We start from the raw sequence: 12,709 nt of genomic DNA, 5'->3' as shown, positions 1-12,709 counted from the left end.
CGGGGAAAGTAAGCAGATAAATGAAAGCCAGACAGGATGTTTGGAGATCCTGTCTGGCTTCCCCCTCTGGGGTCAAGGCTGAAGGGGAGGGTGATAAGCTCCCCATTACGCTGCTATTTTATAGTCTAGCGCTGCCTTGCCCAAATTCTGGATAAGCTTCGACGCCGACTTCGACCTTATCCAGACCCATGGCTTCCTCTGCATCGGAGACACGGATTCCGATGGTGGCTTTCAGGCCGTACCAGATCGCCGCACTGGCGATGAAGGTGAAGGCACCGATGGCAACAACGCCAAGCAGCTGAATTCCGTAGGTTGCATCAGAGTTGGTCAGAGGCACAATCAGGGTGCCCCAGATACCAGCGATCAAGTGAACAGGGATTGCACCAACCACGTCATCGATTTTCAGCTTGTCGAGCAGAGGGACAACAAAGACGACGATCACGCCACCAATCGCACCGATGAAGGCGGCTTGGAAGAGGTTTGGCATCAGTGGTTCAGCGGTGATGGAAACCAGACCAGCCAGGGCTCCGTTGAGAGCCATGGAAATATCCATGCGCTTGTAGAGGATCTGAGTGAGGATCACCACGGTGACCACGCCAGCAGCCGCGGCAATGTTTGTGTTGGCGAAAATGCGCGAAATGGAGGAAGCATCTTCAATGGTGCCCATAGCGAGCTGGGATGCACCGTTGAAGCCGAACCAACCGAGCCAAAGAATGAATGTACCAAGAGTTGCCAGTGGCATGGAGGAACCTGGCAGTGGGATCACGCGGCCATCAGCAGCATATTTGCCTTTACGAGCACCAAGGATCAGGGCGCCAGCAAGAGCAGCCCAGCCACCAACAGAGTGAACGAGGGTAGAGCCTGCAAAGTCAGAGAAGCCTTTGGCATCCAACCAGCCTGCACCCCATTCCCAGGAACCGGTGATCGGATAGAGAATGCCGGTCAGGATGGTGGTGAAGATGATGAAAGGCCAGAATTTGATGCGCTCTGCCATGGTGCCGGACACGATGGAAGCAGTGGTGGCGCAGAAGACCATCTGGAAGAACCAGTCAGAAGCGGCTGCATAATCGCCAGAATCGTCGCCGGGAGCCGGGATGTCTTTTGGCAATGGCGTGCCCATGAAGCCGCCATCGACGCCTTCATACATCAGGTTGTAACCAACCAGCCAGAACATGATGCCTGCAACAGAAAAGAGCGAGATATTCTTCAGACATTGCATGGAGACGTTTTTGGTGCGGACGAGACCAGCTTCAAGCATTGCAAAGCCAGCAGCCATCCACATGACCAAGAAGCCACCAATCAGGAAGAGCAGCGTGTTGAGGATATAGCTGATGTCAGATGCGGTAGCGTATGTCACTGCATCTGCGGCGGCTGTGGTGGCGTCTTGAGCTAATAGTGGCCCACTCATAAGGCCAAAGAGACCAAGGGTTACGGGTAGAATGTGCTTTTTCATGGTATTGATCTTTTGGTTGTCGCGCTTTGGCGAGAAATTGGCAAAGGGGTGGGAGCGCGCCTTAGAGTGCTTCTTGATCGGTTTCGCCAGTGCGGATGCGCATGGCATGTTCCAGATCGAACACAAAAACCTTGCCGTCACCGATTTGGCCGGTGGCCGCTGCTTCGCGAATGGCTTGAATGGCGCCGGGAGCCTTGTCGGCGGTAACGGCAATTTCCAGTTTCAGTTTTGGCAGGAAGCTGACGGAATATTCGGTGCCGCGGTAAATCTCGGTATGGCCGCGCTGGCGTCCAAAGCCTTTGACTTCGGTGACAGTGACCCCTTCGACGCCTTCTGCAGCGAGTGCGTCGCGTACGGCGTCGAGCTTGAAGGGTTTGATGATGGCAGTGATGAATTTCATGGCCTGACTTTCCCTGTTTCGGTTTTGAGGGGGGCCATTGGCGAGAGGCTCTGAACGAGGCAATCGGGCAATGACCTGTTGCCAATCCTCTCTTCAAGAGCCGTGCCAATTTGAAAAATTAATTTCCAAGCAATTGTTTTATAAAGATAAATTTTAATTTTTGTGTTTCTTGATGTGTGAATCAAGGCTGGCTGGTATTATGGGAAGTGCTGAAAAAATGTGCGCAATTTAATTGCAGTGCAAAAAATATGCACAAAAAATCCCGCTGACCGGACACCAGCGGGATATTCATTTTGCTTAATCTTTGATCAGAAATTTTTGATTTCAAATCGATTGGAAATGAGAAAGATTAATCCTTTTTATCGATGATCCGGATCAAGCCTTCCTGTACAGCGGAGGCAATCAACTTGCCCTCTCTTGTATAGAGCGAGCCGCGATTGAAACCACGTGCACCGGAGGTGGAAGGGCTATCCTGACTATAGAGAAGCCATTCATCCGCGCGGAAATCGCTATGGAACCACATGGCATGATCCAGGCTTGCCGGTGCAACATCCTTGTTGAAGACCGAGCGGCCATGAACAAAGAGGCTGGTATCAAGCAGGGTCATGTCTGAGAGATAGGCCAGCGCGCAGCGATGGATGGCTGGATCATCCGGCAAATCTCCGTTGACCTTGACCCAGATATTCTGGATGGGCTTGAATTTCTTGTTGCTGGTATAATGCTCCATATTGACGGGGCGCAGCTCGATTGGTCGCTCTTTGCGGAAATAGGCCTTTATATTGTCCGGGGCCTTGGCCATGAAGGCCTCGACCAATTCGCGCTCATTGGGCAGATCTTCTGGCATCGGCACATCTGGCATATCGATCTGATGCTCCAGACCGGGCTCCTTCTTGTGATAGGACGCCGCCATGGTGAAGATGGCTTTGCCATGCTGAATGGCGACCACGCGGCGGGTGCAGAAAGAACGCCCATCGCGAATGCGGTCCACTTCATAGATGATTGGTACGCTCGGATCGCCCGGGCGCATGAAGTAACCATGAAGACTATGAGCCTCGCGCTCCGGATCGACCGTACGAGAGGCGGCAACCAAAGCCTGACCGATCACCTGTCCGCCAAAGACGCGCTGCCAGCCATCATCAGGGCTGCGACCACGAAACAGGTTGTGTTCAAGCGGTTCCAGATCAAGAATGGTGAGAAGTTTATCTACAGCCGAAGACATAATGGGTGTGCTGTCCTTCAAGGTGAGTTACAAATCTGCAAGCCGATCTGTTGTCAAATCAATGCAGCCATTATTGGAATGGTCTGCTTTAACATGATTGGTTTGGTCCTGACAGAGGGCGAGTGCGTATAAGGCATGTGATTGCTTTGACTGTGCATGACATTTACGCAAAGGTAAAGGAATTTCGGATGACCGACACCAAAGCTCAAACACAAGCAAAATCCGCTGATGCGGGCCATGCGAGTGCACCAAAAGAGCATTATGACATTGTTGTTGCCGGTGGTGGCTATGTCGGATTGTCGCTGGCCCTTTCTATTGCGCAAGCCAGTGATTTAAAGGTTCTGGTCGTGGATCCGCAGCCCTCTGAGCGTCTTCGCAAGGATGAGCGCGCCTCTGCCATTGCTTCCGCTGCTACCAAGATGCTGGATCGGCTCGGTGTGTGGGGTGAAATCGGTCCTGCCAGCGAACCCATTCGCGATATGATCGTGACTGACAGCAAGGTATCCGACCCTGTGCGGCCGATTTTCCTGACCTTTGAAGGGGAGACAGCAGAAGGTGAGCCATTTGCCTATATGGTGCCCAACGGGGCGATGGTTGGTGCATTGTCTGATGCTGCACTGAAAGCAGGCGTTGATCTTATTGAATGTGATAGCGTGAAGGATTTTGCCATTGAAGGGGGCATGACCTCTGTTGTGCTTGAGTCCGGTCACAGCTGCACGGCCAAGCTTTTGATCGCAGCCGACGGGGTTCGGTCCCGTTTGCGTGATCTGGCTGGCATTCCGGTTGTGCGCATGGATTATGATCAGGTGGGTATTGTGACCACCGTTGAGCATGAGCGTCCTCATGAGGGACGGGCGGTTGAGCATTTTCTTCCTGCTGGCCCTTTTGCCATTCTTCCCTTGACTGGAAACCGCTCCTCACTTGTCTGGAACGAGCGGACGGATGACGCCAAGCGTATGCTGGATATGGATGATTTCACCTTCTCGCTAGAACTGGAGCGCCGCTTCGGCAAACAGCTGGGTGAGTTGAAAGAGCTAGGCCCTCGCAAGGGCTTCCCATTGGGTATGACACTGGCCCGTCGCTATATTGACCCGCGTTTTGTCCTGATTGGAGATGCCGCTCATGGCATTCACCCAATTGCGGGGCAAGGGCTCAATCTTGGTTTCAAGGATGTGGCCGTGCTGGCCGAGGTTCTGGTGGATGCTGCGCGATTGGGTCAGGATATCGGTGCATTTGATGTCTTGGAGCGTTATCAGCGCTGGCGTCGTTTCGATACTGTTCAAATGGGTATCACTTGTGATCTGCTGAACCGGCTCTTCTCGAACAGGAGCGATATCCTGCGTCATGCCCGCGATTTCGGTCTTGGTATTGTCGATCGTCTGCCTGGCCTGAAACGTTATTTCATCGAAGAAGCGGCAGGTAATCGCGGTGATGTACCAAAGCTGTTGCGTGGTGACGCTCTTTAGGCTCGATTTTTTGTGTCGCTTGAGGCCGGATCAAGCCCAAAATGCTTGATTTTTGAGGCCCTAAAATTGTGTGTCGACGGGTTTTGCCTGTCGGCGTTTCTTTTTGCTATTATCGTGCTAGATCAGGAAACTACGAGTTGATCGAGGTAGCTTATGCAGCCAATTCTCTCTCCTCAATTGCAAAATCTGGACACATTGCTCTGTCCTTTGGGACTGATGCGCCTCGGAGGCTTTCATGTGCAAGTGGGGGACGAGATTTTTGACATGACTGTCTCGGAACCTTCAACACTTGTGATGGTGGGCAATGTTGCCTCGTCCAATTGGCGAGCCTTCAAAAGCTGGTATGAGGCTGATCACAGCACTGATCCGGACGCCATGGATCATTGGACGCAATTGTCTCTTGCACCAATCGCGAGGGCTTTGGGGGCTGATGTCGTCTTTCCGTTTTCCGGTCCTCCATGGCACCCATTTGTGAGTTGGGCCATACGTACGGGCGAGATTTTCAAGTCACCGCTCGGTATGGGCATTCACGCAAAATATGGTGTCTTCCATGCCCATCGGGCAGCTCTGCTTTTTCGGGAGCATCTCAATTGGCCCGCCGAGACATTTAGCCATCCTTGCGAGAGCTGCGCTTCCCAACCTTGTCTGTCCATCTGTCCGGTCAAAGCCTTTGATGGCAAGAGCTATGATTACATGGCCTGCCGATCCTATCTTTCCGAAAACCCGAAAGCTGAATGCTGGTCAGGATGCGTGGCCCGCAAAGCTTGCCCCATTGGCCCGCACAATCTCTATGAGCCGGACCACGCTGCCTATCATATGCATGCTTTTGTGGGGTAGTGTGTCTCGTGGACAGGAATTTCCCGAACAGGTGTCCTAGTCTTCCAGCTGCCTTGCTTCTTCCGGCAGCATGATAGGAACGCCTTCACGGATTGGATAGGCGAGCTTGGCTTTCCTGCTGACCAGCTCCTGCTTGTCTGCATCATATTCCAGTGTGGATTTGGTCAAGGGACAGACAAGAATTTCCAGTAATTTGGGATCGATCTGTCCGGTCTTGGTTGTGTCAGCCATCGAATTGCGTCCTTCGCATTGAAGAGGGGCCGGTCTTTGCGGTTCAAGCTAAGATATCATTGTAAAATTGTCGAGGGGGCGTCGCTGTCAGTTGCCAGATGCATCTCGGTGATGGCAATCAGGGTTTGCGCACGCAGGGCGAGGCTATCTGCTTCCAAAAGTGCCTGCTTTTCCGCAATTCCATAGGGGCTCATCATGGAGAGGGAATTGACCAGAATCTCATTGGAGGATTTGTCCACGCTGTCCCAGTCTGCCTCCAGATCGTTGGCTTCCAGAAATGAACGGAAAACATCCAGAAGTTCTTTGCGTTCCACAGCTTCTTCGCCGAATCCTTCGATCAGATCCTCGGTGAAATCCTCACAATCGATCTCCGCCATACGATAAGGATCACTGGTTTCTATTTCCTGTATCAGGCGGAAACGGGAAATTCCTGTCAGCGTGATCAATATTCGTCCATCTCCGGTCTCGCCATAAGCTGAAACGCGGCCCAGACAACCAACGGGATAGAGGGTAGAGAAAGCCGGTTCCTCGTCTTGATCCTGTTCTTGCTCCGAATGGGGTTGAATGATGCCGATTATGCGATCATTGCGCATGGCATGATCGATCATGGCCAGATAGCGTTCCTCAAAGATATTGAGGGGCATCTGGGTGCGCGGTAGTAATAATGCTTCTTCCAGCGGGAAGATTGGGATAACCGCCGGAATGTCGCGCGGGCTATCGTAGAAAACATTGCCAGCTTGTGCCATGACGGTCTCCTTTCCAATTTGGTTCGTGACAGCCCATCCTCAGTCTCTTCCTTTCAATATAAGGAAGAAATGACCAGGAAACGATGTCTGGGCTTTCACAATTTGGTGTCACCAGTCCCTTCTTACTTGGTACTGGTGACAAACCAATTTAGATCAGGAGAACAGGATGGAGGACAGCTGACGGCGTCCATAGACACTGGCAGGATCCATCACGCCCCAGCTTTCAAAGAATTGCAGCAACTGTTTGCGGGCACCATCTTCTTCCCAGTCGCGGTCGCGTTTGATGATGGCGATCAGTTGATCAACAGCTTCATTGCGTTTGTTTTTGCCATTCAGAGCAATGGCCAGATCAAACTGAGCCTGATTGTCGTCTGGATTTTCAGCCAATTTGGCTTCCAGTTCTCCAATTTCGCCAAGATCTGCGCTTTGTTCTGCCAGTTCCAGGCTGGCTTTCAGTGCAACCACATCTTTTTCCTTCATGGCTTCTTCTGGAAGGGTATCAAAGACGTCACGGGCGCGTTCGATCTCTTCCAACGCCAGGAAGCATTTGGCCAGACCGACAATGGCAGGCACGTGATCTGGAGACTGCTGCAAAATGGCTCCGAAGATCTGTAGGGCTTGTGCTGCATCATTTTCTTCTTCGAGCAACGTTGTCGCCTGCTCGATTGCCTGCTCGAGTGGGTCTGGAGTAGCTTCACCACCAACCTTGTCGATGAAAGCACGGATCTGGCTCTCAGGCTGGGCACCCATGAAACCGTCGACCGGGCGGCCATCCTTGAAAGCAAGAACTGCCGGTACGGATTGAATGCCCATCTGTCCGGGAATGGCCGGATGATCGTCGATATTGAGTTTGACCATCTTGACCCGGCCATTGGCATCATTGACGGCTTTTTCAAGCAAAGGCATCAATTGCTTGCATGGGCCACACCATGGTGCCCAGAAATCCACCAACACAGTGGTTTCCTTGGAGGTTTCGATCACATCCTTCACAAACTCCTGTGTGGAAGTGTCCTTGATAAGTGGACCCGTCGGAGCTTTGGCAGCAGGGGCAGGAGCAGTACCCAGACCGTTTTGCGGCTGTGCTGTTGGCTGCGAGGTGGAGATATTTGCGGACATTCCACCACCAAATCCGTAAGAGGAGTTGCTCATGGTTATCTGACCCTTTCTTGTCGGCTTGGGTGCGCTGAAAAAAGCTGCACCCTTTTAAGACCGATCTATCAAATTGCTTGTTGCCAATCTATCCCCAAAAAGGGGCGAATGTGGCTTGTTACCTGCCTATATGGGAGAGGAGAGGGGGTTGGTCAATCCTCTTTTTCCAGCTTCACTATGGTTGGCTCATGACCTGTGGCAGAAAAGAATTTCAGCAAGTCGACTTTTGTGATGGCAGTCGTGGCCGTGTTTTCCAGCGGATGATAGTTCAAAAGATCCTGCTCCATCATGTTCGCATCCAGAAACAGTCGAACTTTTTGATGGTCCTTGTCGTTGATCAGGGCAAAAGGGGTGACGGACCCTGGTTTGACGCCCAGCAACTCCCAGAGCAGATCAGCGTTGCCAAAGCTCACACGACCAAAATCAGTCTTTTTGTGAAAGCTTTTCAAATCCACTTCGGTGTCATTGAGACAGACAACCAGACCAATATTGCCCTTTTTGTCTTTTAGAAACAGGTTCTTGGTATGTCCACCAGGCAGGTTTTCCTTGATCTTGTGGCTCTCGGCAACGGTAAAGACTGCCTCGTGATCATGGGTTTTGGTCTCGATTTCCAGTTTCTGCAAAAAATCCAGAAGCTGTTGGCGTGTTACAGGTTCGGACGGGGCCATGGTGTATATCCATTGTCGTGTCTTGAAGTTGGCCAGAGCCTAGGAAGCTTTGCCCCTCGCTGCAAGCTTTGCTGTGCCTGCATGGGGACTTGTGCCTGCTTTCTGACAGATATTCGAACTTTGGTTCGGCTTTAAGATGTGAAAAACCGACAGGGGTGTGAGAAAATGATAAAAAATGTAATTTCTTTGTTGCAATTGCGTAAGAGGTCGTCCATATAGGCCCCCGTCGATGAGAGACATGGAGCCTCATCGAACGCGAGACAAGTTTCGCGGGTGTAGCTCAGGGGTAGAGCACAACCTTGCCAAGGTTGGGGTCGTGGGTTCGAATCCCATCGCCCGCTCCAGTTTGAAGGGTCGTATCTTTGTTGATACGGCCCTTTTGCTTTTTCCATCTATTTTTCTGTCTGAGTGATGGCAAGGCCGAGTCCGGAGAGGAAAAAGAGCCCGCCGGAAAGCTTGTGCCGCAAGCGACCAAGACGATGAATGGCCGGGCGTGCAGAATGGGCCATAGCCACCCAGATCATATCTCCAAAGAACAGAACGCTTATATAGATGAGCGATGGGATTATCAGGGCACTGCTTGATTGATTGGTTGGATCGATGAATTGTGGCAGGAAGGCCGCGCAAAAGATCATGGTTTTGGGATTGACGATGGCGAGAATGAAGCCTTGCCAGAAGAGGTCAAAAGGAGACTTCTTCTTTACGTTCGGGTTTTCAATCTCATTGATTCCCTGTTGCCAAGTCTTGATGCCCAGATAGACAAGATACAGAACACCTGCCCATTTCAACCAGATGAAGGCGTCGGCTGCCAATTGCAGAATGAGGGCAAAGCCAAGCGTAACCAAAGCCAGTTGCAATGTCATACCAAGGGTGGTGCCGACCACAGTGGCCGCACCATAGCGGGCACCATAAGCAAGGGTGTTGGCAATGAACAAAGCGACATTGGGCCCCGGAATGGCGACAAGAACAAGAGTTGCGCTGATCAGGGCTAATGCCGAGCTGATGTCCATGTGATGCTCCTCCCACAGGGATCTTGCTAATTCATGACAGATGAACTCTATCCTGCTTGCGGAATATGGGCAAATGGCTTGGTTTTCCCCTTAATTCACAAACTGTTCGCCATCATAGACAAAGTGTGAAAAAAGTCATCCAAGCCAGTTGCAATTGTTTGCGAGGTCGTTCATATAGGCCTCCATCAACAGCGCTCTGGATACGCTGATGAGCGCGAGACAAATCGCTTGAGGCTTGATGCCAAATAGAGTTTCGCGGGTGTAGCTCAGGGGTAGAGCACAACCTTGCCAAGGTTGGGGTCGTGGGTTCGAATCCCATCGCCCGCTCCAGTTCGAAAAGGCCGTATCAAACATGATACGGCCTTTTTCGTTGCCCAAAGCATCGTGGATTTTTATGCTTGGATTGATTTGATCCCATTTGGAGGCCCTCATGCCATCGCATTCTTTTTCCATATTGTTTGTCTGTCTTGGAAATATCTGCCGTTCGCCTTTGGCAGAAGGTGTGATGCGTCACAAGGTGGGACGGGCCGGACTGGTGGATGGATTTTTCCTCGATTCAGCCGGGACCGGGGCATGGCATATAGGCAATCCGGCAGATCGCCGTTCTGTCTCCGTTGGTGCAGTACATGGGGTGGATTTAAGTGATTTGCGAGCACGGCAGGTAATCGTCGAGGATTTCCATCGCTTCGATCTGATCCTTGCGATGGATGCCAGTAATCTGTCCGATCTTCGGGCCATGCAGCCGGAGGATGGCATTGCTCAGCTGGCGCTCTATCGGAGTTATTGTGAAGATGGCGAACAGGATGTGCCCGATCCCTATTATGGCGGAGATCGGGGCTTTGAGGATGTTTATCAGATGATCAATCGGGCCAGTGACGTGCTTTTGGCCAAGCATGGCCAAGACCGGACTTAGAAGTTCCGAGTACAATCGATTGGTACAAATTCATCCATTTCTAAAGCAGATCGAATGAATCCTCTATGGCATAGGGGCCGCCGCCAATGCTGTCACGCGAGGAATAGAGCACGAAGCGTGGCACGTGGAAACGTTCAGTCTCAAAGCTGTCACGCATCTGCAGATAATTGGCGACATCGATGGGTTCCGCATTTTTCAGGCGTGCCAATGTTACATGGGGTGTGAAACTATGGCGGTCCGGTTTGAAACCAAGGGCCTGCATGCGCCGATCTACCTCGCCTTGAAGCTGAACCAGATCTTCGTTTGCGCCAACGGCGGCGAATACCGAATGAGGTTTTTTTGTTCCAAAGGCGCCGAAGCCCTTCAGCAAGATCTCGAATTCCGGCAGACGGATCTGACTTAGATGGAAGACGATCTCATCGGCCATGGTATGGCTGACATCTCCCATGAAGCGCAACGTGATATGATAATTGGCCTCATCAATCCAGCGTGCGCCAAAAAGGCCGCCTTTTTGCAGGGACAGTCTGGTGGTTATGGTGGGGGGAATTTCAATTCCGGCAAAAAGTCGTGGCATAGCGTCCTCCCTGGCTTGTCTTCAAGCATGAATGGTCGGATTGGCAACCTGTGGCATGGTAGGCCAAGTCCTTGACCAGAATATGCGAATCACGTCAGCACGATGCCATTTCAGCTTACCTCAAAATTTGTGACGATGGGGTGAAAAATGAAAAAGCCCCGACTGTTTTACGGTCAGGGCTTTGGCAATATTCTAGTAATCTGGTGCGATCTTGTCGTTACGGACAAGGGTTTGTGTGCAAGAAATGCACTGCGTCGATTGCCTTTTCCAATTCTTCATCAATGCCCATATCATGGGCTGCGATGTCGGCTTTCAGCTGGTCCAGATTGGTCGCTCCCAAAATGGTGGAAGTGGTAAATGAACGTGTTGTGGCAAAGGCGATGCAGAGTTGGGAAATGTCCCAGTTAAAATCCCTGGCCACTTTCAGGTAGCCACGGATAGCCGCATCAGCACCCGGTGTTGTGTAACGCTCTTGCCGCTTGAACAATGTCTTGCGGGCGCCGGGAGGGGTTGCTCCGTCCAGATATTTGCCCGTCAAAAAGCCTTGAGCCAAGGCAGAATAGGCCAGCAGACCGACATCTTCGCGCATGGACATTTCGGCCATATTCACTTCATAGGTGCGATTGAGCAGGCTATAGGCATTTTGAATTGAAACCACACGAGGGCCATTGCCTTTCTCTGATTCCTGCAAGAAGCGCATGGTGCCCCATGTGCTTTCATTGGAGAGGCCGAGATGGCGGATTTTGCCAGCATCGACGAGCTCTTGCATGACATGCAGAATTTCACCAATTGCGTTTTCTTCGGCGGCCGGTTCCTTGTGACGGAAAATGACTGGATTGGCGCCAAACTGGCTTACCGTGCGATCTGGCCAATGGATCTGGTAGAGGTCGATATAGTCGGTTTTCAGGCGTTTCAAGCTGCCATCGATGGCTTCCATGATTTGAGCCCGGTTCACTTGGGTCAGGGAGCCATCTTCTCGAAACCAATTCATACCGGAGCGGCCGGTTACCTTTGTGGCAATGATGACATCGTCGCGGCTTTTACGTGCTTGCATCCAGTTGCCGATGATCTCCTCAGTACGGCCACGGGTTTCCGGTTTTGGCGGAATGGCGTAAAGCTCTGCAGTGTCGAAGAAGTTGATGCCCTGATCGAGGGCGTAATCCATCTGCAGATAACCTTCTTTCTGAGTATTCTGTTCGCCAAAGGTCATGGTGCCAAGGCACAGAGAGGAGACCTTGAGGTCGGTACGGCCGAGTTGTCTCAATTCCATGGAATGATCGATCTTTCCTGATGAAGCGGGAAATATTAGCTGGGATCAGCAAATGAAAAGCGGGATGTGAACCTTAAGATTGCATGTCTTTGACGAGTTGGGCAACCAGAGGGGCAATTTTATTGGTGATGATGGCAACACCGTCCTTGTTCGGATGAATACCATCCTTCAGGTTCAATTCAGGTATGGCGGCTACACCATCCAGAAAGAAAGGATAGAAGGGCAGCTGATATTGCTTGGCCAGGTCCGGATAGATGGCATTGAAGACATCGACATAAGGTTTGCCCATATTGGGTGGAGCCTGCATGCCAGCCAGCAGAACCGAAATCTTGCGCTCTTTCAGGCGTTCAATCATGGCCATCAGATTGGCTTTTGTCTGATCCAGTGGAAGGCCCTGCAGAGCATCATTGGCACCCAGTTCCAGGATGACCAGATCAGTTCCATCGGGGATGGACCAATCAAGGCGGGAAAGACCGGTAGCGGTGGTATCGCCCGAGACGGCTGCATTCGTGACGTGGGTTTTGAGACCCATCTCATCGAGTTTCTTCTGCAATTGGTCAGAGAAACCATGGCCTTGAGGCAATTGATACCCTGCAGAGAGACTATCGCCGAAGGTGATGATTGAGACAGGTGCCTGAGCCTTTGCTGGCAATGCGAACAGGCAAAGCAAAAGGAAGAGGGTGCTGGCCATGAGTATCATATGAGATTTCAGGGAAGTGGTTTTTGCCGTGGCTGATCGGATGGGCTGGTTTGGCTGCTGCATAACTCTTTCC

General features: G+C 51.7%; 14 protein-coding genes and 2 tRNA genes. 5 read left to right on the top strand and 11 right to left on the bottom strand.

What is annotated here, in order from left to right:
- Positions 1-118 precede the first annotated feature (118 nt).
- The 3 genes from CRO57_RS14515 to tesB form a co-directional block, all read right to left on the bottom strand.
- Positions 119-1,453: an ammonium transporter family protein gene (locus CRO57_RS14515; protein ID WP_097154472.1), complete on the bottom strand. Its 1,335-nt coding sequence runs from the start codon at positions 1,451-1,453 to the stop codon at positions 119-121.
- 61 nt (positions 1,454-1,514) lie between these two features.
- The gene (locus CRO57_RS14510) at positions 1,515-1,853 is read right to left on the bottom strand and encodes a P-II family nitrogen regulator (RefSeq protein WP_097154202.1); all 339 of its coding nucleotides are present in this window, start codon (positions 1,851-1,853) and stop codon (positions 1,515-1,517) included.
- Between the two features lie 349 nt (positions 1,854-2,202).
- Positions 2,203-3,072 (bottom strand): acyl-CoA thioesterase II, encoded by an 870-nt coding sequence (tesB, locus tag CRO57_RS14505; protein ID WP_097154201.1) that lies wholly within the window; start codon positions 3,070-3,072, stop codon positions 2,203-2,205.
- A gap of 188 nt (positions 3,073-3,260) precedes the next feature.
- On the opposite strand from tesB, the gene CRO57_RS14500 reads away from it, so the two are divergent.
- Both CRO57_RS14500 and CRO57_RS14495 read left to right on the top strand, forming a co-directional pair.
- A complete protein-coding gene (locus CRO57_RS14500; RefSeq protein WP_097154200.1) occupies positions 3,261-4,538 on the top strand; it encodes a ubiquinone biosynthesis hydroxylase in 1,278 nt (425 codons plus the stop codon).
- A gap of 153 nt (positions 4,539-4,691) precedes the next feature.
- The gene (locus CRO57_RS14495; RefSeq protein WP_097154199.1) at positions 4,692-5,375 is read left to right on the top strand and encodes a hypothetical protein; all 684 of its coding nucleotides are present in this window, start codon (positions 4,692-4,694) and stop codon (positions 5,373-5,375) included.
- Between the two features lie 36 nt (positions 5,376-5,411).
- Here CRO57_RS14495 and CRO57_RS14490 read toward each other — a convergent pair whose 3' ends face one another.
- From CRO57_RS14490 to CRO57_RS14475, 4 genes are all read right to left on the bottom strand, one after another.
- Positions 5,412-5,606 carry a Trm112 family protein gene (locus CRO57_RS14490; protein ID WP_097154198.1) on the bottom strand — a complete coding sequence of 65 codons (195 nt, stop codon included), beginning with the start codon at positions 5,604-5,606 and terminating at the stop codon, positions 5,412-5,414.
- A gap of 56 nt (positions 5,607-5,662) precedes the next feature.
- Positions 5,663-6,352, bottom strand: a complete 690-nt coding sequence (locus CRO57_RS14485) for an LON peptidase substrate-binding domain-containing protein (protein ID WP_097154197.1) — start codon at positions 6,350-6,352, stop codon at positions 5,663-5,665.
- A gap of 153 nt (positions 6,353-6,505) precedes the next feature.
- Positions 6,506-7,501: a thioredoxin gene (trxA, locus tag CRO57_RS14480; RefSeq protein WP_097154196.1), complete on the bottom strand. Its 996-nt coding sequence runs from the start codon at positions 7,499-7,501 to the stop codon at positions 6,506-6,508.
- A gap of 152 nt (positions 7,502-7,653) precedes the next feature.
- On the bottom strand, positions 7,654-8,169 hold the full coding sequence (locus tag CRO57_RS14475; RefSeq protein ID WP_097154195.1) for a prolyl-tRNA synthetase associated domain-containing protein: 516 nt from the start codon (positions 8,167-8,169) through the stop codon (positions 7,654-7,656).
- A 269-nt stretch (positions 8,170-8,438) separates the two neighbouring features.
- Here CRO57_RS14475 and CRO57_RS14470 point away from each other — a divergent pair.
- Positions 8,439-8,513 (top strand) — tRNA-Gly (locus CRO57_RS14470).
- A 48-nt stretch (positions 8,514-8,561) separates the two neighbouring features.
- On the opposite strand, the gene CRO57_RS14465 is transcribed toward CRO57_RS14470, so the two are convergent.
- A complete protein-coding gene (locus CRO57_RS14465) occupies positions 8,562-9,179 on the bottom strand; it encodes a LysE family translocator (protein WP_097154194.1) in 618 nt (205 codons plus the stop codon).
- A 255-nt stretch (positions 9,180-9,434) separates the two neighbouring features.
- Here CRO57_RS14465 and CRO57_RS14460 point away from each other — a divergent pair.
- Positions 9,435-9,509, top strand: a tRNA-Gly gene (locus CRO57_RS14460).
- Between the two features lie 100 nt (positions 9,510-9,609).
- On the top strand, positions 9,610-10,092 hold the full coding sequence (locus CRO57_RS14455; RefSeq protein WP_097154193.1) for a low molecular weight protein-tyrosine-phosphatase: 483 nt from the start codon (positions 9,610-9,612) through the stop codon (positions 10,090-10,092).
- A gap of 40 nt (positions 10,093-10,132) precedes the next feature.
- On the opposite strand, the gene thpR is transcribed toward CRO57_RS14455, so the two are convergent.
- The 3 genes from thpR to CRO57_RS14440 all read right to left on the bottom strand — a co-directional run bounded on the left by thpR (position 10,133) and on the right by CRO57_RS14440 (position 12,699).
- On the bottom strand, positions 10,133-10,666 hold the full coding sequence (gene thpR / locus CRO57_RS14450; protein ID WP_097154192.1) for an RNA 2',3'-cyclic phosphodiesterase: 534 nt from the start codon (positions 10,664-10,666) through the stop codon (positions 10,133-10,135).
- A 217-nt stretch (positions 10,667-10,883) separates the two neighbouring features.
- Positions 10,884-11,936 (bottom strand): aldo/keto reductase, encoded by a 1,053-nt coding sequence (locus CRO57_RS14445; protein WP_097154191.1) that lies wholly within the window; start codon positions 11,934-11,936, stop codon positions 10,884-10,886.
- A gap of 73 nt (positions 11,937-12,009) precedes the next feature.
- The gene (locus CRO57_RS14440; RefSeq protein ID WP_425291284.1) at positions 12,010-12,699 is read right to left on the bottom strand and encodes an arylesterase; all 690 of its coding nucleotides are present in this window, start codon (positions 12,697-12,699) and stop codon (positions 12,010-12,012) included.
- Positions 12,700-12,709: the final 10 nt, after the last annotated feature.

It is taken from the genome of Cohaesibacter gelatinilyticus, from assembly GCF_900215605.1.
GTDB lineage: Bacteria > Pseudomonadota > Alphaproteobacteria > Rhizobiales > Cohaesibacteraceae > Cohaesibacter > Cohaesibacter gelatinilyticus.
Note: the sequence above shows the minus strand (reverse complement) of the source record. Positions and strands in the feature narration are given on the sequence as shown.

Coding starts and splice junctions, on each gene's coding strand:
- CRO57_RS14515 (WP_097154472.1), bottom strand. CDS start 1,453: ATGAAAAAGCACATTCTACCCGTAACCCTTGGTCTCTTTGGCCTTATG.
- CRO57_RS14510 (WP_097154202.1), bottom strand. CDS start 1,853: ATGAAATTCATCACTGCCATCATCAAACCCTTCAAGCTCGACGCCGTA.
- tesB (WP_097154201.1), bottom strand. CDS start 3,072: ATGTCTTCGGCTGTAGATAAACTTCTCACCATTCTTGATCTGGAACCG.
- CRO57_RS14500 (WP_097154200.1), top strand. CDS start 3,261: ATGACCGACACCAAAGCTCAAACACAAGCAAAATCCGCTGATGCGGGC.
- CRO57_RS14495 (WP_097154199.1), top strand. CDS start 4,692: ATGCAGCCAATTCTCTCTCCTCAATTGCAAAATCTGGACACATTGCTC.
- CRO57_RS14490 (WP_097154198.1), bottom strand. CDS start 5,606: ATGGCTGACACAACCAAGACCGGACAGATCGATCCCAAATTACTGGAA.
- CRO57_RS14485 (WP_097154197.1), bottom strand. CDS start 6,352: ATGGCACAAGCTGGCAATGTTTTCTACGATAGCCCGCGCGACATTCCG.
- trxA (WP_097154196.1), bottom strand. CDS start 7,501: ATGAGCAACTCCTCTTACGGATTTGGTGGTGGAATGTCCGCAAATATC.
- CRO57_RS14475 (WP_097154195.1), bottom strand. CDS start 8,169: ATGGCCCCGTCCGAACCTGTAACACGCCAACAGCTTCTGGATTTTTTG.
- CRO57_RS14465 (WP_097154194.1), bottom strand. CDS start 9,179: ATGGACATCAGCTCGGCATTAGCCCTGATCAGCGCAACTCTTGTTCTT.
- CRO57_RS14455 (WP_097154193.1), top strand. CDS start 9,610: ATGCCATCGCATTCTTTTTCCATATTGTTTGTCTGTCTTGGAAATATC.
- thpR (WP_097154192.1), bottom strand. CDS start 10,666: ATGCCACGACTTTTTGCCGGAATTGAAATTCCCCCCACCATAACCACC.
- CRO57_RS14445 (WP_097154191.1), bottom strand. CDS start 11,936: ATGGAATTGAGACAACTCGGCCGTACCGACCTCAAGGTCTCCTCTCTG.
- CRO57_RS14440 (WP_425291284.1), bottom strand. CDS start 12,699: ATGCAGCAGCCAAACCAGCCCATCCGATCAGCCACGGCAAAAACCACT.